23 protein-coding genes and 1 riboswitch are annotated in these 23,878 nt (G+C 41.6%); of the genes, 3 read left to right on the forward strand and 20 right to left on the reverse strand.

Features of this window, described 5'->3' with window-relative positions; translation table 11 throughout:
* Positions 1-221: 221 nt before the first annotated feature.
* The 16 genes from J5M87_RS07125 to J5M87_RS07200 form a co-directional block, all read right to left on the reverse strand.
* A complete protein-coding gene (locus tag J5M87_RS07125) occupies positions 222-737 on the reverse strand; it encodes a VanZ family protein (protein WP_154608491.1) in 516 nt (171 codons plus the stop codon).
* Positions 734-1,846 (reverse strand): 23S rRNA (adenine(2503)-C(2))-methyltransferase RlmN, encoded by a 1,113-nt coding sequence (gene rlmN, locus J5M87_RS07130; protein ID WP_154608492.1) that lies wholly within the window; start codon positions 1,844-1,846, stop codon positions 734-736. Before rlmN ends, J5M87_RS07125 begins: the two co-directional genes overlap by 4 nt.
* Positions 1,847-1,853: 7 nt before the next feature.
* Entirely contained in the window at positions 1,854-2,420 is a 567-nt protein-coding gene (locus J5M87_RS07135) for a YutD family protein (protein ID WP_154608493.1), read from the reverse strand.
* A 469-nt stretch (positions 2,421-2,889) separates the two neighbouring features.
* The gene (locus J5M87_RS07140) at positions 2,890-3,939 is read right to left on the reverse strand and encodes a SepM family pheromone-processing serine protease (protein ID WP_154608494.1); all 1,050 of its coding nucleotides are present in this window, start codon (positions 3,937-3,939) and stop codon (positions 2,890-2,892) included.
* Positions 3,926-4,414, reverse strand: a complete 489-nt coding sequence (gene coaD, locus J5M87_RS07145; RefSeq protein ID WP_154608495.1) for a pantetheine-phosphate adenylyltransferase — start codon at positions 4,412-4,414, stop codon at positions 3,926-3,928. Before coaD ends, J5M87_RS07140 begins: the two co-directional genes overlap by 14 nt.
* Entirely contained in the window at positions 4,404-4,943 is a 540-nt protein-coding gene (rsmD, locus tag J5M87_RS07150) for a 16S rRNA (guanine(966)-N(2))-methyltransferase RsmD (protein ID WP_154608496.1), read from the reverse strand. Before rsmD ends, coaD begins: the two co-directional genes overlap by 11 nt.
* Positions 4,944-5,362: 419 nt before the next feature.
* Entirely contained in the window at positions 5,363-5,746 is a 384-nt protein-coding gene (locus J5M87_RS07155) for a rhodanese-like domain-containing protein (protein WP_154608497.1), read from the reverse strand.
* Positions 5,747-5,749: 3 nt separating this feature from the next.
* Positions 5,750-5,962: a YqgQ family protein gene (locus J5M87_RS07160; protein ID WP_154608498.1), complete on the reverse strand. Its 213-nt coding sequence runs from the start codon at positions 5,960-5,962 to the stop codon at positions 5,750-5,752.
* A 53-nt stretch (positions 5,963-6,015) separates the two neighbouring features.
* Positions 6,016-6,195, reverse strand: a complete 180-nt coding sequence (locus tag J5M87_RS07165) for a hypothetical protein (RefSeq protein WP_154608499.1) — start codon at positions 6,193-6,195, stop codon at positions 6,016-6,018.
* 647 nt (positions 6,196-6,842) lie between these two features.
* Positions 6,843-7,445: a response regulator transcription factor gene (locus J5M87_RS07170; protein WP_154608500.1), complete on the reverse strand. Its 603-nt coding sequence runs from the start codon at positions 7,443-7,445 to the stop codon at positions 6,843-6,845.
* Complete coding sequence (locus J5M87_RS07175; RefSeq protein WP_154608501.1) at positions 7,426-8,541, reverse strand: sensor histidine kinase; 1,116 nt, start codon at positions 8,539-8,541, stop codon at positions 7,426-7,428. The genes J5M87_RS07170 and J5M87_RS07175 overlap by 20 nt, the downstream gene beginning before the upstream one ends.
* 1 nt (position 8,542) lies before the next feature.
* The gene (locus J5M87_RS07180) at positions 8,543-9,271 is read right to left on the reverse strand and encodes an ABC transporter permease (protein ID WP_154608502.1); all 729 of its coding nucleotides are present in this window, start codon (positions 9,269-9,271) and stop codon (positions 8,543-8,545) included.
* Positions 9,271-10,152, reverse strand: coding sequence for an ABC transporter ATP-binding protein (locus tag J5M87_RS07185; protein WP_154608503.1), 882 nt, complete (start codon positions 10,150-10,152; stop codon positions 9,271-9,273). The genes J5M87_RS07180 and J5M87_RS07185 overlap by 1 nt, the downstream gene beginning before the upstream one ends.
* 80 nt (positions 10,153-10,232) lie before the next feature.
* Positions 10,233-11,261, reverse strand: coding sequence for an acyl-CoA thioester hydrolase/BAAT C-terminal domain-containing protein (locus J5M87_RS07190; RefSeq protein ID WP_154608504.1), 1,029 nt, complete (start codon positions 11,259-11,261; stop codon positions 10,233-10,235).
* 4 nt (positions 11,262-11,265) lie between these two features.
* Complete coding sequence (locus J5M87_RS07195; RefSeq protein WP_154608505.1) at positions 11,266-11,442, reverse strand: hypothetical protein; 177 nt, start codon at positions 11,440-11,442, stop codon at positions 11,266-11,268.
* Between the two features lie 653 nt (positions 11,443-12,095).
* Entirely contained in the window at positions 12,096-12,608 is a 513-nt protein-coding gene (locus J5M87_RS07200) for a Dps family protein (protein ID WP_375138172.1), read from the reverse strand.
* 171 nt (positions 12,609-12,779) lie between these two features.
* Between J5M87_RS07200 and J5M87_RS07205 the strand changes: the two genes are divergently transcribed.
* The 3 genes from J5M87_RS07205 (at position 12,780) to J5M87_RS07215 (ending at position 15,496) form a co-directional block, all read left to right on the forward strand.
* On the forward strand, positions 12,780-13,199 hold the full coding sequence (locus tag J5M87_RS07205) for a low molecular weight protein-tyrosine-phosphatase (protein WP_154608507.1): 420 nt from the start codon (positions 12,780-12,782) through the stop codon (positions 13,197-13,199).
* Positions 13,200-13,278: 79 nt separating this feature from the next.
* On the forward strand, positions 13,279-13,707 hold the full coding sequence (locus J5M87_RS07210; RefSeq protein WP_154608508.1) for an MORN repeat-containing protein: 429 nt from the start codon (positions 13,279-13,281) through the stop codon (positions 13,705-13,707).
* Positions 13,697-15,496 carry an acyltransferase family protein gene (locus J5M87_RS07215; protein WP_154608509.1) on the forward strand — a complete coding sequence of 600 codons (1,800 nt, stop codon included), beginning with the start codon at positions 13,697-13,699 and terminating at the stop codon, positions 15,494-15,496. The genes J5M87_RS07210 and J5M87_RS07215 overlap by 11 nt, the downstream gene beginning before the upstream one ends.
* Before the next feature lie 299 nt (positions 15,497-15,795).
* Here the strand turns inward: J5M87_RS07215 and J5M87_RS09860 are convergent, their stop codons facing one another.
* The 4 genes from J5M87_RS09860 to J5M87_RS07235 form a co-directional block, all read right to left on the reverse strand.
* Entirely contained in the window at positions 15,796-21,138 is a 5,343-nt protein-coding gene (locus J5M87_RS09860) for a lectin-like domain-containing protein (protein ID WP_208769374.1), read from the reverse strand.
* Between the two features lie 435 nt (positions 21,139-21,573).
* The gene (locus J5M87_RS07225; RefSeq protein ID WP_154608511.1) at positions 21,574-22,224 is read right to left on the reverse strand and encodes a phosphatase PAP2 family protein; all 651 of its coding nucleotides are present in this window, start codon (positions 22,222-22,224) and stop codon (positions 21,574-21,576) included.
* A gap of 21 nt (positions 22,225-22,245) precedes the next feature.
* Positions 22,246-22,803, reverse strand: coding sequence for an ECF transporter S component (locus J5M87_RS07230; protein ID WP_154608512.1), 558 nt, complete (start codon positions 22,801-22,803; stop codon positions 22,246-22,248).
* A gap of 117 nt (positions 22,804-22,920) precedes the next feature.
* Positions 22,921-23,033, reverse strand: a riboswitch (FMN riboswitch).
* 202 nt (positions 23,034-23,235) lie between these two features.
* The gene (locus J5M87_RS07235; RefSeq protein WP_154608513.1) at positions 23,236-23,760 is read right to left on the reverse strand and encodes a hypothetical protein; all 525 of its coding nucleotides are present in this window, start codon (positions 23,758-23,760) and stop codon (positions 23,236-23,238) included.
* Between the last annotated feature and the right edge of the window lie 118 nt (positions 23,761-23,878).

Here is a 23,878-nt window from a genome sequence, read left to right on the forward strand (position 1 = left end):
CATATCTCCATCTCCTCTAACAAGGAGGTGCACGGTAAGGGGTGCCAACCGAATTCTCATTGTTTTGAATTCATCTTTATCCTCGGCCCATTTCATAAATGTCCGCTACTTGTTCACAATCACCACAAGCTCCCTGAAAGCATCTCACTTACTACTTCTTCTGATTAGTAAACATTATAGGGCTTCTTTTTTACTTTGTCAAGTGCTTTTTTGAAAAAATCTTAATTTTTTGTAAAGGCTTTCTTCCAGACACGATAGGTCAAATAGGCTAGTAGGCCTCCTAAGGTATTCGTCCACAAATCATCTACTTCAAAGACGCGTCCCGCATCAAAGAGAAGATCTAGCAATATTTGGGTACACTCGATGAACAAGCTGATACAAAAGCTATAACAGATGACCGCTCGAAGGCTCTGCCATTTCTTAAACAGAAAAACAAAAGCCAAGACAAGGGGATAGAGTAGAAACATATTGGTCAGATTTTGCAGTAAAATCAGCCACCAATCCGCTAGGCTATCAAGCTTATCAGCATTCACAAAACTGTTAAAGGGAATTGGTAAAATATAGAGTCGACCAATTTGGACAATGCCTGGCGTAGAAAACATCTTGTACTGGGGATAAATCTGTTGCGGTAGGAAACACAGACCACAGATAACCAATACGTAAAGCCTAACCAAAAATACGGCTACCTTGCGCCCTATCTTAGTCAATTCTCCATCACTTTGGAACAGCTGCTTCATGCCTGAATGCCTGCCTTTGCCTTAGCTGCAGCAATACGGGCGCGTGCCGATTCACGATCCTTCTTCATCGTATTGGAACGCAGCTGTCCACAGGCTGCATCAATATCAGTACCATGCTCTTGACGAACGACACAGTTGACCCCATTTTTCTTGAGACAATCATAAAAAGCAGCTACTCTTTCTGGCGTAGAGCGACTATACTGGTCATGCTCGCTGACAGGATTATAGGGAATCAAGTTAACATAGGACAACTTGCGAATATTTTTAGTCAAATCAGCTAGTTCCTGAGCTTGTTCCACACCGTCATTGACTTCATTCAACATGATGTATTCAAACGTCACACGACGATTGGTTGTCTCGATATAATCTTCGATTGCTTCAAACAAAACTTCAATCGGAAACTTACGATTAATCCGCATGATACTAGAACGAATGTCATTATTAGGTGCGTGGAGCGAAACAGCTAGGTTAACCTGTACCCCTTCACGGGCAAATTCTCGAATTTTTGGTGCCAATCCAGATGTGGAAACTGTAATATGACGGGCTCCAATTGCCATTCCCTTATCATCATTCACCGTCCGTAAGAAGGTAAGGACATTGTTATAGTTATCAAATGGCTCACCAATCCCCATGACAACAATATGACTGACACGTTCTCCCTGATTGCGCTCATCAAAATATTTCTGAACCAGCATAATCTGTGCCATGATTTCTCCACTTGTCAAATCGCGCTGCTTGCGAATCAAACCAGAGGCACAGAAAGTACAGCCAATATTACAACCAACCTGAGTCGTCACACAGACAGATAACCCGTAGTGTTGACGCATTAAAACAGTCTCAATCAACATACCATCAGGTAATTCAAACAGGTACTTAACTGTTCCATCTTTTGATTCTTGTACAATCCGCTGCTTAAGAGGATTCACAACAAATTGCTCATTGAGCTTCGTTATTAACTCCTTAGATAGATTGGTCATTTCTTCAAAGGTCTGGACACGTTTACGATACAGCCATTCCCAAATCTGTGTAGCACGAAATTTCTTTTCGTCCTGTGCTAAAACCCAGTCTATCAAATCAGTGCGGCTAAGGCTATAAATTGATTGTTTCATACGTCTCCTACTTTTGGCGAATCACAAAGCCACGTTTGGCTTCTTGTGATTCACCGTGATTCTTTTTCTTGCTTTGTTTCTTGCTACGTTCAGGCTTCTGCTGCTTTTGTATACGTGGAGTATTTTTCTCATTTTTTTCTTTGACAGTAAATGAGCGCTGGTTCTTACGATTGCTCCGATTGCGGCGCTTGCGGCTAGGCCGTTCTTCCATTTCTACCGCTAATTCCTGCGGCTGATTATTCCCTAAAACAAAATAGGCGCAGCCAAAATTACAAAATTCTGTCAAATAATCATCTAATCGACTAATTTTTATATCTGATTTTACAGCCTTATCATCCTTATAAAAGCCTTTCAAGCGGAGCTGTTCATTTCCCCAATCTCCCACAATGTAATCAAATTTCAACATAATAGGAGAAAATCGCTGACCAAAAGCTGTCTGATCAAAGGCTTCACGGTAGTCTTCCAAGAGGTCTAGCTCAATACTTTCTGCAACAACCTTATCTCCAACACGGGCAAAACTAGGTCCAGGAAATTTATTATAATTATACAATTCTGGTGCAATTTCTTTTTTCATCACGCCTCCTTTTCTCTTTCTTACTAACCTTACTATTATACCATGATTGTAAAAATTTTTGATAGGCTAGTGATAAATAAGAGAAATTTCAGAACATTCTCATATTCTTTATACTCTATAAAAATCAAAATCTGACTAGCTTCCACAATTGAGAATTGTGGAAGGCTGGAAATAGAACGAGTGTAGCTCGTCCCTTACAATTGAGAATTGTGGAAGGCTGGAAATAGAACAAGTGTAGCTCGTCCCTTGCAATTGAGAATTGTGGCAGATAAGAAATAGAGCGAGCATAGCTCGTCTCTACTGAACCATCGGACTAATGCTAGTTTTTGCCCAGCCTCAATGTTAGCCGAGGATTATGTCATAATCCCTATTTCCAACCTTCAACAGTCCACCGGACTGTTGAAGCAAGGTGAATTAACGACGTCAGAATTTGATTGTTGACGAGTATTAGACGGCTAAGAAAAAGAGCCTACTGGCCCTTGGTTTTTTTCAGATAATCAATCGCTTCCTGGACATTGGTCACTGGAACAACCTGAATAGTCAATTTATCTTTTTTCACAGCTTCCATTGCTTCTTCATAGTTCGTTTTAGCATCTGGTTTTTGTTTTAAGATTTCAGGATCAACAGGATTATTGGGAGCAAAGAAGATACTTGCCCCAGCTTTTGCAGCAGACAAGACCTTCTTATCCGCTCCACCAATATCACCGACAGAACCGTCTTGCTCAATCGTTCCAGTACCTGCAATTACTCGTCCGTCTCGCAAATCAGGATCAGCTAACTGTGTGTAAATGGCAAGTGTAAACATCAAGCCTGCACTCGGACCACCGATATTACCAGTTTGGAAATCAATCTTTTCACTACTTTTAACCTCGGTATGGTCAACTAGGCCAATGCCAATACCATTTTTTCCGTTTTCGAGTTTAATAATTTTTCCTTTGGCGGTCAATTCCTTACCAGAACTGAGATAACCAACCTCAACATCGCTGCCTAATGTTAAACCACTGACATAGTCAATGAGTTCAGGAGAACTCTTAAAGGTCTTGCCATTCACACTCACAACGGTGTCTGCAATATTCAAAATCTGCTTAAAAGTCGAATCTTCCGTCACATTGAGAACATAGACTCCAAAGAACTCCAAAGAGGTGTCTTTCTTAGCTAGTTTTAAACCTTGATATTTCGCCATATTTTGAGAGGTTTCCATATAAAATTGACTAATCCGGTAAAACTCCTCGCTATTTGCGCCACCTGCCAATTCTTGCTTTGGAATGATGTCCGAATGAGAATCTAGGGCAGCAAGCAAGAGTTGAACAGCAGTAGCAGGTTTGACTTGAACATAGACAAAATTATAAGAACCCGGTTTGTCGTCTTTTTTCCCAGCCACGGTCAAGACACTTCGAATATCAGAAGCTCCACCTGGACTTTCGACATAGTAGGGAAGTGGAAAGAGAAAGGCTACCCACAAAAGGACAGTCGAGAGAACTATCGAGAGAATCAGAAGTAATTTTTTATTTTTTTTCATTCTTTTGTAATTCCTTACTAATTATTTCTGGCACATACGGACGGATGTCTTGGTGGAACTGCAACAATTCCCTGACCTGACTAGATGAAACAAACTTGTATTCTGGCTTGGCCAAGAGATAAATAGTTTCTAGTTGAGGAGCCAACTCACGATTATAAAAATCAAAACTAGATTCGTATTCCAAATCCATCCCATTGCGTAAGCCACGTACTAAATAACTCGCACCAATTTCTCTTGCCACATCCACCACCAATTGATCTTGTGCAACCAAGACCTGAACTGTTGGCATATCTGCTACTACTTCTTCAATCAAGCGCTTCCGCTCTGAACTAGCAAGCAGACCTTCTTTATGCGGATTAACAAACACACCTACATACAGGACATCAAATAACTGGCTAGCCCGTTTAATCACGTCCAGATGTCCATTTGTCAGTGGGTCAAATGACCCTGTAAAAAGTCCAATTTTATCTGACATAGACTGTTACCTTACTAATTCCATATATTTTTTCTTTCCAGATTCCCAAGTCAGCAATTTCTTCTGGTAGCTCAACCTGCTTATCCGTTTCACAGACGACCATGACCTCTTCTGCCAGTAAATTTTTCTGACATAAGGCTGTAACTGTTTCTACAATTGTTTCCTTTGCATAAGGAGGATCTAAAAAAACGACATCAAAGGGACCTTGCACCACTTGTAAGGCTTGCTGGGCTTCCATTTTCAATAATTGAAACTTCTCAGCTTCCTTAGTCATCTGAATATTGTCTGCGATGATGAGTTGCGCTTGCCGGTCTCGTTCCACCAGTACAGCTTGATCCATTCCCCGCGAAATAGCCTCAATGGACAAGCCACCACTTCCTGCAAACAAATCTAAAACACGGCCTCCGTCAAAATAGGGACCGATCATATTAAACATCGCACCACGCACCTTGTCCGAAGTCGGACGTGTCGTTTGACCTGGCAAGGTTTTAAGCGGTCTACCACCATAATTTCCAGAAATAATTCTCATAGTTCTTATTATAGCATAACTGCTAGCAATCTGAGCAGTAAAAAACATCTACACACCCTTAATAAAAATTCAAAAAAAAGAGCATTCCTGCTCTCAGCTTGAAGAAAAAGTCTTTTTATTGCCACCATCCTCATGTGCTTTCGGACATCAGCGACTTCCTTCGGGCTAAAATAATCCAGTGGATTATTTTAGCCCGAGCCCAGAAACAAAGGAGAGAGGATAATCGATTTCAACGAAATCATGACTTCTGTCTCACTCCCACTTTTAGCACGGCGGAGGTGCGGCATTGTGCTCGCTACGCTCGCGAATTTTCTAACCTTAAAACTACAGAAATTTAAATATCATTGTACTGTTTTTCTGAATTGTGAGGTTTGTCTACATTCTGAGAGCATTCCTACTCTCTTTCAACGATATTCAGTTTAGTTTGTTTTCACTTTTCCATCCCAGCTATTTAAACCATAGCTCAGAATATAAATATCATTAAATCCTTGCTTTTTCAAATAGAGGGCTGCTTGTGTCACAAATTGTCCACGGTCATTTTCATACAGCAAAACTGGCTTGTCTTTACGAAGGGCAGCAAGGCTTTGCTTTAATTGCTGATAAGGAATATTACGTGCTCCCATGATATGTTTTTTACGGTATTCTGTTGGCTCACGTAAATCAATCAGTTGCCCACTATAGATTTTCTTCGCAAAGTCATGATTTTCAACGACCTTGGCTGCTCGACGTAAGCGCCAATAATTGAAGCCCATCCACGCTCCTAATACAGCTACAAACAATAGTAATACATAAAGTGTTGACATTTCCTACTCCTTTTTCCCTTGATAGTTTAATTCCAAACGATGTTCCCGTCTTAAGATCAATTCAGCCTCCATGTACTCCACTCGGTCAAGCAACCCAGCCTCATAAATCCGCTGCAGTTCAATTTGCATCATCTCAATATCATACAAGCGATTTCCCATGTAAATGATGATTCCAAATTGCTTTAATAACTGTTGCACATCATAAAGTTTCTTCATAGAAAAAGTGTAGCAAAACTTGACCAATATTGCAATTGAAAAGAAGAAACGGACTATCGTTCTTCTTTCTTAAAGCGAATATAGGCTCTAACCATAATATACAGCCTATGACCTAGCATAATAAGCAGTATCCACCATAACACTTGTTGGATGATGGCATATCCTGTTGGGAACAATCGAGCCAGCAAGGCAAAACCAGCCAAATAAGCTAATAAAATCATCAGATTTTTCATTGCAATCCTCCAATCTCCTAGTAAGCAAACTACGAAAACGCATTCCTAACTAAAATCATAACACATATTCCTTAAAAAAACAAGTTTACCCAGTTTGTTCAACACCTATTGAAAACTATGCCATGTCAGATGTAGGGGAAAGCAAGAACTGCTAACACCATTGTAAAATCCATTTGTAACAGCCTCCTAGATTGTACTGACAGAACGTTTCTCACTATCCCAACTTGTAGCACTCCCTCGGATTATAATGTTAGAAGCAAAGCTTCTTTCAGCTTGAAGAAAAAGTCTTTTTATTGCCACCATCCTCATGTGCTTTCGGACATCAGCGACTTCCTTCGGAGTAAAATAATCCAGTGGATTATTTTAGCCCGAGCCCAGAAACAAAGGAGCGAGGATAATCGATTTCAACGAAATCACGACTTCTGTCTCACTCCCACTTTTAGCACGGCGGAGGTGTCGGTATTGTGCTCGCTACGCTCGCAAATGTTCTAACCTTAAAACTACAGAAAATGAAATATCATTGTAATGTTTTTCTGAATTGTGAGGTTTGTCTACATTCTGCTTTTTTTCCAACTTGTAGCACTCCCCTGGACTGCAATGAAAGAAACCTCGTTTCTCTCATCTCCCACCTCCAATAAGCTCCCAGCTTATTGGAGCCACCCATTTTCTTTGGCGGTGGTGGCGGCTTCGGTGCGGTTTTCGGCACCTAATTTGCTGAGGATAGTGGTCATGTAGTTGCGAATAGTTCCGTTTGACAGATACATTTGGTCGGCAATTTCTTTGTTGGATAGACCTTGTGCGACTTTTTGGAGTAGGATTTGTTCCTGTTTGGTCAGGGGATTTTTCATGGTGAAAAAGCTTTCCATTAACTCTGGCGAATACTCTTTTTTTCCTTGAAGCACACGTTCAATGGTTCGCATCAATTCAGCAATGCTCCGTTCTTTCAAGACATAGGCATCCACATCTGCTCGAATTGCACGTTCAAAATAGCCCGGCCGTTTAAAGGTCGTCACCATAATCACTTTTAAGCTCGGGAACTCCTCTTTTGCCCATTCAAGGACATCAAGACCCGTCATCTCAGGCATCTCAATATCTAAAATGGCGACATCTACCTTTTCCTTTTGTAAAATAGCTTGCGCTTCTAAGCCATTTCTCGCTGGAAATACTTGGGCTACACCGTCCTGCAATTCCAAGAGCTGACAGAGGGCGTCCCGCAACATGCTTTGGTCTTCAGCGACTAAAATGTTCATCGTGTTCTCCTTTTGGAATCTCTAGCTGAATCTGTGTCGGCTGTTTGCTAGAAATGATTTCCATCCTGCCTTGATAGCGAATCAAGCGGTCACGAATGGAGTGCAACTCCTCACCCGTCACCTGCTCAAAACCAATGCCATTATCTTCTACCAGAACCTGAATCCAGTATCCTTTTTCCCGCAAGCAAATGCGACAGTGATTTGCCTGACTGTGCTTAATAAGGTTATTCCCCAATTCACGCAGGGCCATGGTCAAAGTAGCTTCTTGTTCTCGACCGATTGCTATTTCTTCTTTCTCAATGGTTAAGGCAATCCCTGCCAACTCAAGCATATTTCCTAAAATCTGCAATTCTTCTTCAAGACTGTGTACTTTTACGGCTTGGACAATCTCTCTGACTTCCTGCATCGAATCTTTGGCAATATCCCGCAAGTCCTGTATTTCTTTTTGTGCCTTTTCATAGGCTCCATGTTCCATAAGGGTCAAGGCTAACTCACTCTTGACACTCAACATGGCAAAGACATGCCCCAAGGTATCGTGTAAGTCTTGCCCAATCCGATTGCGTTCATTTTTTGCTAAAAGCAGGTTGATAGAGGCATTTTTTTCAAGTACAGCCATTTTCAACTCCTCTTGCTTCAGCGCTCTCTTCATAATATGCATTGTCCCAAGACAAACACCATAGACCAAAAGTACGGCAAATAAACTCTCATAATCACCATGATATTTAACGAAAAAACAAAGTGCAGTTAGCAGCATGAGCAAGAAAAATGTCACATGGTAATAGTTCCAATAATGCTCTTCTTTAAAATGATACACCAGAAGATTCGAAATATAAAAGATAAAGAGCCCATTCAGAGGATGAATGAAAATCGTCATGCAGAAAATATAAAGAAGCACATAGTGCCAAAAAAGCTGATAGAGCCATACTTTTTTACTGATGATAATCCCGAGATAGGCAGTAGCCATACCAAGGGTCGGAAAAATCAGCCAAGACGGATAAACTCCTAACAAAATGTAATAGATTGGAAAACCTAAATAGAGTAAGGAAATATAATAGGCAATATGAACCGTTTTAAGCTTATCAAATAGTTGTCTCACCTTATCTCACTTCCTGTTTCTTTTTTAGCACCAAGGCTAGACCTGTTATTATTATAGTATACAGCAAGACCATTAGTAAAGAGGTGACTTGCAGATGATGATCTTTGATATAGCGTAGGACTAGTTGATTGGCATAGTAAGATGGGGTAAAATGAGCCACCGACTGCATCCAGTCAGGAAGAGCTTCATAAGGCATCCAACTACCACCAAAAATAGCCAACACGAAGTAAAAAATATTGCCCAATACCGTCATCGTCTGCTTATTATCAATCAAGGTCAGGGCTAAACCAATAGCCAGATAGACCACACTCGTTGCTAAGAGCAAGATAGCGGACACAAACCACTCTCCTCCTGTCATTGTCACCCCTCGAAACACAAAGCCAACTGTAAAATTGATAATAATGGAAAGAATAAACGAAACAAAAACGTTTAGCACTTTGGCAAGGTAATACTGGGAAAGGGACAGGGGAGAATGCTGAATCTGCAAGAGCCAGCGACTCTGTTTATCTGTATCAAGCATGGATGGAAAGGCATAGAGCCCAAAACTGCTCATACTAAAAGCCGTCATCGTCAGTAAATAATTTCTCGTTAATACAGCCGCATTACCATAGGAAGAATCAAACATAGAAGAAAACAAGAGGAAAAAGAGGACAGGCATGCCAATTCCCATAATAAAGCCAAAGGCATTTCGCTTGGTTAAGAGGTATTCAATTCTTAATAGAGCTTTCATTATGCTTCCTCCTTGGTCGTATCAAATAGGGTATTGAGTAGGGTTTTATTGGTCATTTCAATCTCCATGATTGGGCAGTTGGCTTTCTGTAGCGCTTGCCAAACCACATCTGCTTCCTTGGTCATAAAACGGAGTCGATCATGACTTTTTTCCATGCCATAGACATTCTCCCACGATTCCACCACCGCTCGATACTCTTTTGGAATGGTGAATTGCTTTTCCCGCTCCTCAGAACGCATGTTAAAAGGAGTCGTATCCCGCAAAAGCTGTCCTTGGTGTAAAACTAAAATACGGTCTGCTGTATGCTCGACTTCTTCGATATAATGGGAAGAATACACAATGGTTACCCCCTTTTCTTTTAAGTCACGGACAATTTCCCAGAAACGCTGGCGGGTTGACGTATCCATAGCCGTTGTCGGCTCATCTAAAAAGAGAATGGATGGGCGACCAATTAAGACCAATACAAAGGACAATAAACGCTTTTGACCGCCAGATAATTTTTCAGCTAGCTGTTGTTTCTGCTCAGGAGAAAAATGTAATAGGGCATCAATTTCCTGATTCGACAAGGAATTGGGGTAAATTTCCTGAAAAAAGGCTATCAATTCGCTGACCCTGAGATTGGTCGGAACAGCATTTTCCTGTGACAAAATACCGACTACTTTTTTCAAAACTGAATCCGTAACTGGACTCCCCTGAATACGAATACTACCACTTGTCACAAACCAATCTCCCAATAAGCAAGATAGCAATGTCGTCTTTCCAGCACCGTTTGGCCCAATTAGAGCAACACACTCACCCTCCCCAATCTCAAAGGAAATATCTCGCAAAACCTGTTTTTCCTTTATCGTTTTTGAGATATTTTTGACTTCAATTATGCTCATTTCTGACCTCCTTTTGCAACTTGACTCATTTTCACTATATCCTTCATACTCACAGCTTTTGCCTAAATTTTAAAAAAGAATTACTGATTTTCAATTGGTGCATGCCAGCTCGCTAAATACGAAAGTAGGCGACGGTCACTATCTTCTCTCGCTTCTCGGTTAGCTTTTTCCGTTCCTCCCATCTTCATATACATTCCACCTGCATCTGCTACGCCATTTCCAACAAATATATGCCCTGCTTCTGGATAAAGGTGCACCATCGTCTTATCTGGTCGGCGAGCCTTTATCTCCTCTACCATCTTGCCACTTTCCCACACTTGATCATCCCCTCCTGCAAATAACACGATATCTGCTTTAGCTTTCTCAATTGGAATCCGTTTCATGGCTCGCTCTTCATCCATATCAACTGCTGTCTGATACAATTTCAAGTAAGAGATAGGTGATTTGGTCACGAAATCCCAAAACAAAGCAAGAGAACCTGCCTTAGTCATATCAACGTAGGGAATCGGTTTTCCTGCTTGTGACCAAGATGACGAAATATTTTGAAAATCCAATCCTGCAAAGACATAGCTCGAGGGCGCATAAGCCACCACATGATCAATCGAATCATATAAAGAAGCCAGAAGAAGACTATACTCTGCTCCTTTTGAAGCTCCAATCAAGGTAATAGGTCCTGACTCTCCTAAATCTTTACGGATATAGGTTTCCATTTCTTCATAATACTCAACTGGTACATCGACCAAGGTCTCCTGCTGATTGGGCATACCAAAGAAGAACAAGGCTAAGACCCTATAGCTGTTTTGGGCTAACATTACAGCTCTTTCATAGGCTGGGCTTCCTTCTGAGCCACCAAATGTGACGATGACACCCTCATGCTTGCGAAGTTTCGGTTTCAAGGAAAAGCCATTGAGATAGTTTCCTTCAATATGCTCGACCGTGACACCCTCAATAGTCGTATTATACAGGGAAATATCTTGGGGATTGCGATAATGAGATAGACTTTCCATTTCCTCTTGTTGATACTGTCGGTCGTTCCACATTCGTAGTCCAACGATACTCAGAATCCCTGTGAGAACAACGACAACCAATCCTAGCAAAAAACGTTTCATTTACTTATCCTCCTTTTGTAGTTTCATGAGTTTCTTGAACAGCTAACTCATCTGATTGAATATATAAACAACTGGCAGAGACTTCCCACGGAAAACCTCCTTCAAACTGTCGCCCTACAAAGTGATAGGTGAGCATTCCTACAAGGGGTAGGACAATGACTTTTACAATCCACTGTTTCATAATATGCTCCTTTTCTCTTTATTGCTAGTATACTCCTTCTCCCTTTCCCTCACTAGATAGGTTTGTCACTAGAAGAAATGACAAATGTCATATGATAGCAGATAAAATCCTCACTGACTTTTAAGTTTGGCCTTGTTCAGTGAAAATTACCTCACTAGAACCAAAAACTGACCAATACTTACTGAAAATTGCTTCACTAGAACCAAAGACTGACCAGTACTTATTGAAAATTGCTTCACTAGAACCAAAGACTGACCAGTACTCACTGAAAATTACCTCACTAGAAGCAAAGACTGACCAATACTTATTGAAAATTGCTTCACTAGAACCAAAGACTGACCAGCACTCACTAAAAATTACCTCACTAGAATCAAAGACTGACCAGCACTCACTGAAAATTACCTCACTAGAACCAAAGACTGACCAGCACTCACTGAAAATTGCCTCACTAGAGCCAAAGGTTGGCCTTTTTCACTAAAGTTAGAGCCTCTGTGCTCTAAGTCTGGTGTTTTTCAATGAATCGATGTTTCCTCGACTTCTAGTCTGGCAGTTTTCATTGAAAAACGTCTAGCTAGACTATCCATTTCTCCTAAAAAAGACATAGAAAAAAGGCTGGTTTCCCAACCTTTTTCAGACTTTGATTGTTGTCGCTATTACAAGCCTGGCGCTTGTCCTAACTCTGCTTGCAGCATCCAAATGTGTTTTTCAAGGCTAGCTTTTGCACCGTTGAAAATGTCGTTTGTCACATCGTCTCCTTCTGTATCTGTCACATCCAATCCTTTTTGGAAAAGTCCGACAAGGTAACGGAAAACTTCTACAACACGTCCCAATTGTGCTTCCATAGATAAGCTATAATCACCTGGCACTTCCTTTAATTGGCTGTTATCGCTAAATTCTTTCAAGGTAGAAAATGGTGCTCCACCCAAGGTAATCAAGCGCTCGCTCATCTCATCAAGATAGCTATCCAATTCTTCCATATAGTCATCCATTTTTGGGTGCCATACAAGGAAACCACGTCCACGCATATACCAGTGGACTTGGTGCAAGATAGAGTGAGCAACTGACAAATCAGCAACTGCTTGGTTCAAAAGTGCCTTTGTTTCTGGTTCAGGCTGTGGTTTTGCAAAATTCGCAATTTCAGCTGGAGATTGGTAAAATGGATTCATCATAAGTTCATACCTACTTTCTCTTATTTATAATCATTATAAATAAAGATGGAGAAAATGGCAAGTATTTGAAGTTTTATGAGAAAAGTTCTACGATTCACAGAAAATAACAGCAGTCACTTTGTGACAAAATAGGATATAATGGAAATAAGTAAAACAAAGGAGAAACCTATGAAAACAATCGTCTTCGTCTGTCTTGGCAATATTTGCCGTAGCCCAATGGCTGAATTTGTCATGAAAAATCTCACAGATCAGCTGATTATTGAAAGTCGTGCAACTTCTTCATGGGAACATGGCAATCCCATTCACAGAGGAACACAAGCTATTTTTCAACAGTATCACATTCCCTATAATTCTCAAAAAACATCCCAGCAAATCACACTAGAAACTGCAGAACAAGCGGATTACATCATCGGAATGGATAGCCAAAATATCGCTGATTTGAAGAAAATGTTACCAGAGCGATTGCATACGAAAATTCATCCCTTTACGACACATAGTGTTCCTGATCCTTGGTATACAGGGGATTTCGAAGAAACCTATCGAATTGTAAAAGAAGGTTGTGCTGTTTGGAAAAATCGTCTCTTGTAGGCGATTTTTTAGTGAACTCTCTTTGCCAGAAAGTCTAAAAAATGATAGAATGAAAGAACTACGAGAAAGAGGGAAATGCATGAATCAGTTACTCGATTATCTTCAAAAATTAGACTTAAAAGATACAAAATCCTACCTCACCAGATCCAATATCGAAAAAGCTAGTATCGTTTTTATTCTCCTATGTGCCTTGTCTGTCTTCTTAGGAAGAATTCCAGCCAAACAGACCCTAAATCTTGACAATGGAAAAATGACCTATCAGGGTACCCTTGTTGCAAATAAAATGTCTGGTCAAGGCAGTCTAACCTTTGAAAATGGTGACAAGTACAAAGGTGAATTTAAAAATGGCATTTTTAATGGTAAAGGAACTTATGTGTCGGCTACTGGCTGGACTTATGAGGGAGAATTTAAAAATGGCATTGCCGATGGTAACGGAAAATTAACGACAGAGTCAAACGTTATTTACGAAGGAAGATTCAAACAAGGAATTTATCAATATGCGAATTAAATGGTTTTCAACAATCCGAGTGATTGGAATGCTCTTTGTCCTTCTCTATCACTTTTATATTTCATTTTTTCCTGGCGGATTTGTCGGTGTAGACCTCTTTTTCACCCTATCAGGCTATTTGACGACAGCTCTATTTCTTGACGAATATAAAAAGCAACAAACAATCGATTTTAAACGCTTTTTCCAGCGGCGCTTCTATCGGATTTTCCCACCAGTGGCATTTACTCTTCTTATTACAACACCACTTGCCTTACTCATCCGCAATGATTTTATTGCTGGAATTGGTCGTCAAATCATGGCAACTTTGGGATTCATGACGAATTTCTTTGAACTATTGTCAGGCAGTTCCTACGAAAATCAATTTACACCTCACCTCTTTCTTCATACTTGGAGCCTAGGCATTGAGGTTCAGTTTTATCTACTGTGGGCCTTGATTATCTGGGGGATAACACGATTTGCGAAAACGATTGGCCACGTCCGTGGAATGGTCTTTCTAACCTCTGGTTTCCTCTTTCTAACTAGTTTTCTGACCATGTTTGTTTCGAGTTTTTTTGTCACTAGTTTCTCGACTATTTACTTTGCAACATGGACCCATATCTTCCCCTTCTTTCTTGGAAGTATTTTGGCTAGCTTGACAGGACTCAATACATTAACCCGACCATTTGAAAAAGTAATCGCTAATTGGGATATCAAACGAGCCTTATCTGTCATTGCAGGTGCACTAGCGGTGGAAGTGCTCCTCCTCCTTATCTTACCTTTTGACAGCATCTGGACCTACCTCATTGGATTCCTCCTTTCAAGTTTAGCAACTGCAACCATGATTTATGGAGCACGTGTCTTACATGAAAAGACGGAGCATATAAAGGAACCAGCTATTTTGCTCTCCCTATCTAATATCTCTTACGGCATTTATCTCTTCCATTGGCCCTTCTACACAATCTTTTCACAACTGGTCAATCACACACTAGCTGTGCTGCTGACTCTTGTCTGCTCCATTCTTTTTGCATCAATTTCCTTTTATCTACTTGAGCCATATTTGGCTGGAAAAAATAGTAGTTTCTTCCATATCAACATCGATCTTAAGCCTTATACAAAATGGATTTGGGGAACTGTTGCTGCACTTAGCTTAGCCCTTCTCGGCATTAGCTTATTTGCTCCAAAATTAGGGAATTTCGAGCGTGAATCCCTTGTCAACAATCTCTATCAAGCACAACGTCAGATGACTGCCACTCGTTCTGCAGCTGAAAATGCACAAGCCACGAATTACAATGTCGAAAAAGGGACAACTATCATCGGTGATTCTGTCAGCGTGCGAGCTAGTGAGGGAATCCAATCACTCTTACCTACTGCCCAGTTGGATGGAGCTGTTAGTCGAAATCTATCTGAAGCAGACAACCTCGTACAACTTTATCAAAATAGTCATTCTTTAAAAGAAAATGTCGTCATTGCACTTGGAACAAATACGAGTGAAAATTATCAAGAATTATTGGATGAGCTTATCGAGCACTTTCCAAAAGGACACCGCTTGATTTTTGTTACACCTTATGATGGCAATCACGCGTCAGAACAAGCTCTGACTTACCAAATTGGACAATATGAACGTCAATTAGCCAAGAAATACGATTATATCAGTATCGCAGACTGGTATCAGGTCTCCAAAGAGAATCCGCACATTTGGACTAATACAGACCTTGTCCATTTCAATCTTGCAACAGATGGAGCAATACTTTTTGCTCAGACCATTCAATCTGCTCTGGAACAAGCAGACAACCAACCTGTAAAACCATAATAAAAATAAGAGACTAAGCTGGAATGCTTAGTCTCTTATTTTTATTTCTATTTTCCTTAATATCTCCATGCAAACCGCAACGGATGAGAAAGGGAGTGGGACTCAATCGTAATTTCATTGAAATCGATTTTGTCAATTTCGCCTTCTCATTTCTAGGCTCGGGTATTGACAGCCACTCTCCTAACTATTGATATGCATTAAGCTAATCAAACTATAAAAATGAGCAATTTTGGTACTTTTGACCCAGCCTCTTTTATTACTAGATATATTCCTTGTCACATAAGGAAAATGATTTAGCTTTAAAGTGTCTCGTCTTCTTTCTTCTTCCGTTTAAATGCTACTAAAGCTGCTAGAGCACTCAAGCCTCCAAGAAGACTAACCTTGTCTACTTCTGTACCGGTCTTAGGTAATTTAGCAACTACTGATTTCATCACTTCAGATTCAATCGCCGATTCCGACGTCATTGTCGACAATAATTCAACCTGATTTTCTGATGAGTTGGATGATTCACTTGTCAAAGCTGACAGACTTACGCTAAGTGAGGTACTGAAGGATTCTGAAATACTTGCACTCGTTGAGATAGACGTACTTGCAGACTCACTGTCACTCATTGATGCGGAGATGCTCGCGCTTGTACTAATACTTTCTGAAATAGAGAGGCTTAAGTATGGATTCTCATTTACGCCCGTACCGACGCCTGTACTATGACTTATACTTGTGGACTCACTTGCACTTAAGGATTGGCTAGCTGACAATTTTGAACTTGTGCTGAGGGAGTAACTCGTGGAGACACTCGAACTCATACTCAATGATTGACTGGCTGAAACACTTGAACTTGTGCTTAGAGACTGACTCGTCGAGATACTAGTGCTTGTACTTAACGATTGACTGGTCGATACGCTCTCACTCGTACTGAAGGACTGGCTAGTCGAGACACTTGAACTCGTACTCAACGATTGACTGGCTGAGACGCTTGCGCTGGTGCTGAGGGACTGACTCGTCGAAACACTAGTGCTTGTACTTAACGATTGACTGGTCGAAACACTTGAACTCGTACTCAACGACTGACTTGCTGAGACACTAGCGCTGGTGCTTAAGGACTGGCTAGTCGAGACACTGGCACTCGTACTGAGAGACTGACTCGTGGAAACACTCGAACTCGTACTCAACGATTGACTTGCTGAGACGCTTGCGCTGGTGCTGAGGGATTCACTCGTCGAGACACTCGAACTCGTACTCAACGATTGACTTGCTGAGACGCTCGCGCTGGTGCTGAGGGAGTGACTCGTGGAAACACTTGAACTCGTACTCAACGATTGACTTGCTGAAACACTAGCGCTGGTGCTGAGGGATTCACTCGTGGAGACACTCGAACTCGTACTGAGAGAATGACTCGTCGAGACGCTCGAACTGGTGCTTAAGGACTGACTCGTCGAAACACTCGTACTCGTACTGAGAGACTGACTTGCTGAAACACTTGAACTTGCGCTTAGAGACTGACTCGTCGAGACACTAGCGCTGGTACTGAGGGACTGACTTGCTGAGACACTAGTGCTGGTGCTGAGGGACTGACTCGTGGAGATACTAGTGCTTGTACTTAGTGACTGACTGGTCGACACACTAGTGCTTGTACTTAACGATTGACTGGTCGATACGCTCTCACTCGTACTGAAGGACTGGCTGGTCGACACACTAGCGCTGGTACTGAGGGACTGACTTGCAGAGACGCTCGCGCTGGTGCTGAGGGATTCACTCGTGGAGACACTCGAACTCGTACTCAACGATTGACTTGCTAAGACGCTTGCGCTGGTGCTTAGAGACTGACTCGTCGAAACACTCGAACTCGTACTCAACGATTGACTGGCTGAAACACTTGAACTTGTGCTTAGAGACTGACTTGTCGAGACACTAGCGCTGGTACTTAGGAACTGACTTGCTGAAACACTAGCGCTGGTGCTGAGGGATTCACTCGTGGAGACACTCGAACTCATACTCAACGATTGACTTGCTGAGACGCTTGCGCTGGTGCTGAGGGATTGACTAGTTGAGACACTCGTACTCGTACTGAGAGACTGACTCGTCGAGACACTGGCACTTGTACTCAATGATTGACTTGCTGAAACACTTGAACTTGTGCTTAGAGAATGACTCGTCGAGACGCTCGAACTGGTGCTTAAGGACTGACTCGTCGAAACACTAGTGCTTGTACTTAACGATTGACTGGTCGAAACACTTGAACTCGTACTCAACGACTGACTTGCTGAGACACTAGCGCTGGTGCTTAAGGACTGGCTAGTCGAGACACTGACACTCGTACTGAGAGACTGACTCGTGGAAACACTCGAACTCGTACTCAACGATTGACTTGCTGAGACGCTTGCGCTGGTGCTGAGGGATTCACTCGTCGAGACACTCGAACTCGTACTCAACGATTGACTTGCTGAGACGCTTGCGCTGGTGCTGAGGGATTCACTCGTCGAGACACTCGAACTCGTACTCAACGATTGACTTGCTGAAACACTAGCGCTGGTGCTGAGGGATTCACTCGTCGAGACACTCGAACTCGTACTGAGAGACTGACTCGTCGAGACGCTCGAACTGGTGCTTAAGGACTGACTCGTCGAAACACTAGTGCTGGTACTTAACGATTGACTGGTCGAAACACTTGAACTCGTACTCAACGATTGACTTGCTGAGACGCTCGCGCTGGTGCTGAGGGATTCACTCGTCGAAACACTCGAACTCGTACTGAGAGATTGACTTGCTGAAACGCTCGAACGCGTACTTAGGGACTGACTCGTCGAGACACTAGTGCTTGTACTTAACGATTGACTGGTCGAAACACTTGAACTCGTACTCAACGATTGACTTGCTGAGACGCTTGCGCTGGTACTTAGAGACTGACTCGTCGAGACACTAGTGCTGGTACTTAACGATTGACTGGTCGAAACACTTGAACTCGTACTCAACGATTGACTGGCTGAAACACTTGAACTTGTGCTTAGAGACTGACTCGTCGACACACTAGCGCTGGTGCTGAGGGACTGACTCGTCGAAAAAACACTCGAACTCGTACTCAACGATTGACTTGCTGAAACACTTGAACTTGTGCTTAGAGACTGACTCGTCGAGACACTCGAACTCGTACTCAACGATTGACTGGCTGAGACGCTTGCGCTGGTGCTGAGGGATTCACTCGTGGAAACACTAGCGCTGGTACTTAGGGACTGACTCGTCGAAACACTAGTGCTGGTACTGAGTGATTCACTTACAGAGACACTCGAACTCGTACTCAACGATTGACTGGCTGAGACGCTTGCGCTGGTGCTTAAGGACTGACTCGTCGAAACACTCGAACTCGTACTCAACGATTGACTGGCTGAAACACTTGAACTTGTGCTTAGAGACTGACTTGTCGAGACGCTCGAACTGGTGCTTAAGGACTGACTCGTCGAGACACTAGTGCTTGTACTTAACGATTGACTGGTCGAAACACTTGAACTTGTGCTTAGAGACTGACTCGTCGAGACACTTGAACTCGTACTCAACGATTGACTGGTCGAAACACTTGAACTTGTGCTTAGAGACTGACTCGTCGAAACACTTGAACTCGTACTCAACGATTGACTAATAGTTTCACTAAGCTTAACGCTTGTACTTACTGACTCACTTGTAGCTAGAGACTCTCTCACACTCTTGGAACGATCGTGGTAGGAATAAGTAATGGTTTGCACACCTTCTTTATAGGAAACTGTATCACCACTCACAAATCCTGCAGCGGTTGAGACATTGCTTTGTTTCAGCTCATAGCGCAGACCATAATCAACACCGTTAATGACAATTCGATCGGTCAAAGCCACATCTGGTGTCAAATCACGTATTTCTCCTTCTGGAGCAGAGAAAACCTTTGCTTCCCGAATATCAGCTCCAGTTTCATCGTTGACTAGTTTCACTTGAATGAGTGATCCTGCAGCTGTATATTCAAACGATTCCAATTTAAGCTGCTGCAAGTTGGTTCCTACTGCTGTAGACGCAAATACACTGAAAGCAAACTTCTCTCTTCCTTGTGCATCACCTGTCACCAGACGCGCTTCCCTTAACCATCCCCGTGGATCCTTAGAGATCATAATACCATTATAGATTACCCTTACAGTAGGATAGCGATTCTCAGGTGTTCGAGGACGATATTCAAATACAACATCCTGAAATTCATTGTTCAGTACAGAAGTAGGCAGCGCACGTGAGTCACTACGACTCGAATCTGTTGACACAACACCGTCTTTGTTTGCGAAAAACGCCATATAGGGTCTTCCTGTTGAGGCATTATATACTGCTGGGTCCCCATTAAAATACTGTTTCTCACTACTAGTCTCTGACGGCTGATCCCATGATGTATCAAATTTAAAGCCAAAGGAATTTTTGACATTCTCGCCGCCTAAACCAAGAGTCGGTCCAGCTCCATTTCCTGAAGCATTGCCTACCTCACCGATGGCACCTGTCGTAAACAAGAACGAAATTCCATCACCACCTGTATGCCCTGAAGGAGTAAATACCTTGTCAAACGCATCGCCCAACTTCATTTTCGCCTTGAAGATAAAGGGTTGATTCAAATCAACCTTAGTATTTAAGGTGTAGGCCCCAGCTTGACCTGATTCATTTTCCGTGAGTGTCACAATACCTTCAGAATCAATCTTTGCTGTTCCTTTGGTTGAGAAAAATTCATTTTGGTTGACTGCCGTCACCTTGATTCTTGTTTTATCATCGGTCAAGGTCGCATTCCCCAATGTTATCGGAACATAGCCTTCTCTAGATGATGTGGCAAAGAAATAGGCTCCTCTTGGAATTGGTTGTCCTTCTAATAATGACCGACGTGTGCGGATACGAGTTGATTCGGTTGTTGAATAAGAGTTCCCACTAGGCAAAATAGCAGTTGTGAGATTTCCAGTTACATTCGGTACAATCTTCTCAATCTCATCTGAAACTGTCTCGGATGTTGGTAGTGATACAACTGAACGATTAGGTGTTGAAATGACTGTATTTTCTGAAACCTCTGCCATTGAAGCTTCAGTTGAACTAACTGTGTCATTCATTACGAGAGAATCACTTGTAGCAGTCGAAGTAGATAGGCTCGCAAAAAGAGAGTCCGATGTTGATAAAGACATGCTGACAGATTCACTCACACTAGTAGAGCTAGATATGCTTGCAGACTCACTTGCCTCTGCTGAAATAGACGTACTTGCTGAAAAAGAATCTGATGTTAAATTCGAAACAGCTTCATCATCTTCTCTAGACAAGACAACTCTATCCTTGCCTGCAACAATTCCTTCTGCTTGATTTGAGAGCTCTCTTTCCATTTGTGGCGTTTCTTCTGCGTAGACATGCGTTTGTACTAGTAAAGAGCCCCCTCCAACGACCCCAAGAGAGACAAGGGCTTTCAAATAGGCTGATGCAGTTGAGTCGATAATATCTACATTATCCATGTCTACGACAACTTGTTCTGCAGCATTCTTGTTTCCCAAAACACGTAACAGTCCTATCTGTGATAGAACTGTACGCACCCAATTTTTACCAGATTTATGTAATTTGACACGACTTTTGCGGTCGACCTCATCGAACTGACTATTAAACTTTTTACGGTTCATGTTCATCCCTTTATGATTTACTTAGTTTTTTTGAAAAGCTGACTTTACCATTTTATCATATTTGTATGTAATATCAAAGCTGTATACCTCCCCCTGTATATTTTTAATAAAATGATAAGAAAAGGCACTTTAACCTGGTGTAGATAGGATTTGTCAAACACTACCAAGAGTACATACTTTTACTTATCCAGCTGATGATACCATAGCAGGAAAGAACTTGAATCAGTTGAAAAGAAAGCTCGCTTCTCTGGTTTCTAGGCTTCAGTTAAAATAATCCATTGGATTAGCCCCGTTTTTTCATTTTAGGATTGGATAGTAATAGCGCAATAGACAATCTTTGGAACTTAAAAAGCGGACATTCTATCAATTACGCACTATATCAATCTGTTTTCACTAAATAAGAGAAGCTAGACTTGAATCCAGCTTCTCCTATTCTTATTTCTGTTTTCCTTGAAATCTCCATGTAAACCGCAATTGGTCATAAAATGGAAACAGGATTTGTAAAAGGGTACTAGCCAATAACCAGCCACCAATAATATCCGTTGGATAATGAACGCCGACATAAATTCTCGATAGTCCAACCAAACTAGCAAGGAGAATCAAGCCTCCCTGCGCTAGTCGCTTCAAGATTGGCTGCTTGAGGCGTTGCTGAGTGAAAATCACCATGACACCTGCCATCATCATGGTCGATGCCGCATGCCAACTTGGAAAGGAATAGCCAATTGTATCAATCAGCCATTCAATACTCGGTCTTGGGCGTTGGTAGACATATTTCAGGGCTGTCGATAGGACTCCCATCACCGCAAAACTAGCAAGAACAAAGTAGCTTTCCACTTTCCATTTCTTCTTATAACAAAAGAAGGCAAGAAGCAAACTAATCGGTAGCAAGACCGTTACATTACCTAGCAAGGTAACCGTGGTCCAAAACCGAGTAGCAAGCGCTGGGAAATCCCCACGCAGAGCTGTTTGAATGCTCCTATCAAAGCCCACCAATTGTTGAGGATAAAATTTTACACCATATCCTAGAATAACAAATAAAAGAGCTGTAAAAGAAGCATTTCGAAAGTATAATGATTTATTTTTCATACAAGAATGAGATTCTTATTTCTATCCTTTTCTTAAAATCGGTTGGCTAGCACGATACACCAGATAAAATATCAGTGAAAAGAGCAGACCTTGCAAGAGATTAAACGGCAACACCATTCCAACTAGGTAGTTGCGAACACCGATTATCTCACGAATATCAAAATTCGCAAATGCAGCATAAGCAGGAATTGCGTAGATATAATTCAAAAGGAGCATGGCAAGTGTCAAGCCGGCACTTCCAACAATCGTAGCGAATACATACTGTTGAATCGTTTGTTTCTTGCCCCAAATCACATAGAAAGCAAGCAGAAATACAGCAAGTGCAACAATATTCATCGGCAAACCAATTACTGTTGACGGTCCACTATTATTGAACAAGAACTTGAGAACTGTCCGTATCAACAAAATAGTAAAAGCAGACCCTAAATCTAAGGCCAACATTCCAATCAAAATCGGAATAATAGAAAAGTCAATTTCCAAGAAACTAGCGGACGGAATCAAGGGAAATTTTAGGTACATAAGCAGAAAAGAAACTGCTGAGAGAATGGCAATCAAAGCCATTTTACGTGTATGTGTCATCTTCTTCCTCCAATTTTAACAAATTAGAGAAGTGGGAAATCAATCCTTTGCACCTATCAAAAGCAGCAGAAAGCATACGTTAGCCTTCCTCGCCTTGTCAGCTACAAATCAATTGTTCTCCGTCTTCTCCCATCCAGACTATACTGTCGGTTGTGGAATTTCACCACATCGGCTTTCGCTCGCGGACTATCACCGCCGGTAGGGAATTGCACCCTGCCCCGAAGACTGTTCCTCACCAACTATTAACAGATGAACTTCTCACTTCACTTGGCGTATCCTCCTCCAAATACAGCAAATAGGAAACCAAAGTAGAAAGTTGTTGATGGTTGATGAGTATTAGTTAGTGAACAGTTCCACTAACTATTTTCCATGATATCAAAAAAGACTTGCCAAGGCAAGTCTCGCAACAGTTGCTTATATATAAAACTCGTATCAATCTAAATTAAAGGCAACTATAGCTGGTTTTGTTCCACTGAAGTCCGCAAACGGCTTAATCTCGAACTCCATTTCTCCGCTACCATTTACCCCAAAGTTCTCAATCGCTCCTTCATAGCTTCTTCCTGCTGAAATTGTTTCTATCGTATGCGCATTAGGATAGCTTTCCATCTTTTTTCCATTCACATATAAATCAATATCTGAACCAATCAATAAATCCTTATCTGATAGATTTGTCACATTATACGTCATTTTTAAAACTTTTTCAGGATTACTGTTATCAAATTGATTTCGCTCCTCACTCCATTCAGCCCCAGTAACAGTATATTCTACTTTCCCTTCGAAGGTAATCTTGTCGCCAATGCTATACTTTTGTTGAGTAGGCGATGATGTAGATGTCTCTTGCGCTGTATTTTGTTCTGACTGCATCTCTTTTTGACTGTCTTTTGCGCTACTACATGCCACCAAATTGAATAAAAGCCCTACAGATAGTCCAACCAATAATAACTTTGATCTTTTCATAATAAAGTCTTCCTTTTCTTTTTTATTTATTATATCACACTTGCTAAAAAAAAAAAGTATGCGGTATAATTTATTATTGGAAATTGGTGGTATTACAGATTTGGACAGAAATACCTCC

This window comes from Streptococcus sp. zg-86 (assembly GCF_017639855.1).
GTDB lineage: Bacteria > Bacillota > Bacilli > Lactobacillales > Streptococcaceae > Streptococcus > Streptococcus zhangguiae.

Coding starts and splice junctions, on each gene's coding strand:
- J5M87_RS07160 (WP_154608498.1), bottom strand. CDS start 5,962: ATGAAGAAACTTTATGATGTGCAACAGTTATTAAAGCAATTTGGAATC.
- rlmN (WP_154608492.1), bottom strand. CDS start 1,846: ATGAAACAATCAATTTATAGCCTTAGCCGCACTGATTTGATAGACTGG.
- J5M87_RS07125 (WP_154608491.1), bottom strand. CDS start 737: ATGAAGCAGCTGTTCCAAAGTGATGGAGAATTGACTAAGATAGGGCGC.
- J5M87_RS07180 (WP_154608502.1), bottom strand. CDS start 9,271: ATGAAAGCTCTATTAAGAATTGAATACCTCTTAACCAAGCGAAATGCC.
- J5M87_RS07200 (WP_375138172.1), bottom strand. CDS start 12,608: ATGAATCCATTTTACCAATCTCCAGCTGAAATTGCGAATTTTGCAAAA.
- J5M87_RS07235 (WP_154608513.1), bottom strand. CDS start 23,760: ATGAAAAGATCAAAGTTATTATTGGTTGGACTATCTGTAGGGCTTTTA.
- coaD (WP_154608495.1), bottom strand. CDS start 4,414: ATGTCAGATAAAATTGGACTTTTTACAGGGTCATTTGACCCACTGACA.
- J5M87_RS07135 (WP_154608493.1), bottom strand. CDS start 2,420: ATGAAAAAAGAAATTGCACCAGAATTGTATAATTATAATAAATTTCCT.
- J5M87_RS07230 (WP_154608512.1), bottom strand. CDS start 22,803: ATGACACATACACGTAAAATGGCTTTGATTGCCATTCTCTCAGCAGTT.
- rsmD (WP_154608496.1), bottom strand. CDS start 4,943: ATGAGAATTATTTCTGGAAATTATGGTGGTAGACCGCTTAAAACCTTG.
- J5M87_RS07170 (WP_154608500.1), bottom strand. CDS start 7,445: ATGAACATTTTAGTCGCTGAAGACCAAAGCATGTTGCGGGACGCCCTC.
- J5M87_RS07140 (WP_154608494.1), bottom strand. CDS start 3,939: ATGAAAAAAAATAAAAAATTACTTCTGATTCTCTCGATAGTTCTCTCG.
- J5M87_RS07165 (WP_154608499.1), bottom strand. CDS start 6,195: ATGAAAAATCTGATGATTTTATTAGCTTATTTGGCTGGTTTTGCCTTG.
- J5M87_RS07210 (WP_154608508.1), top strand. CDS start 13,279: ATGAATCAGTTACTCGATTATCTTCAAAAATTAGACTTAAAAGATACA.
- J5M87_RS09860 (WP_208769374.1), bottom strand. CDS start 21,138: ATGAACCGTAAAAAGTTTAATAGTCAGTTCGATGAGGTCGACCGCAAA.
- J5M87_RS07215 (WP_154608509.1), top strand. CDS start 13,697: ATGCGAATTAAATGGTTTTCAACAATCCGAGTGATTGGAATGCTCTTT.
- J5M87_RS07205 (WP_154608507.1), top strand. CDS start 12,780: ATGAAAACAATCGTCTTCGTCTGTCTTGGCAATATTTGCCGTAGCCCA.
- J5M87_RS07195 (WP_154608505.1), bottom strand. CDS start 11,442: ATGAAACAGTGGATTGTAAAAGTCATTGTCCTACCCCTTGTAGGAATG.
- J5M87_RS07185 (WP_154608503.1), bottom strand. CDS start 10,152: ATGAGCATAATTGAAGTCAAAAATATCTCAAAAACGATAAAGGAAAAA.
- J5M87_RS07155 (WP_154608497.1), bottom strand. CDS start 5,746: ATGTCAACACTTTATGTATTACTATTGTTTGTAGCTGTATTAGGAGCG.
- J5M87_RS07190 (WP_154608504.1), bottom strand. CDS start 11,261: ATGAAACGTTTTTTGCTAGGATTGGTTGTCGTTGTTCTCACAGGGATT.
- J5M87_RS07225 (WP_154608511.1), bottom strand. CDS start 22,224: ATGAAAAATAAATCATTATACTTTCGAAATGCTTCTTTTACAGCTCTT.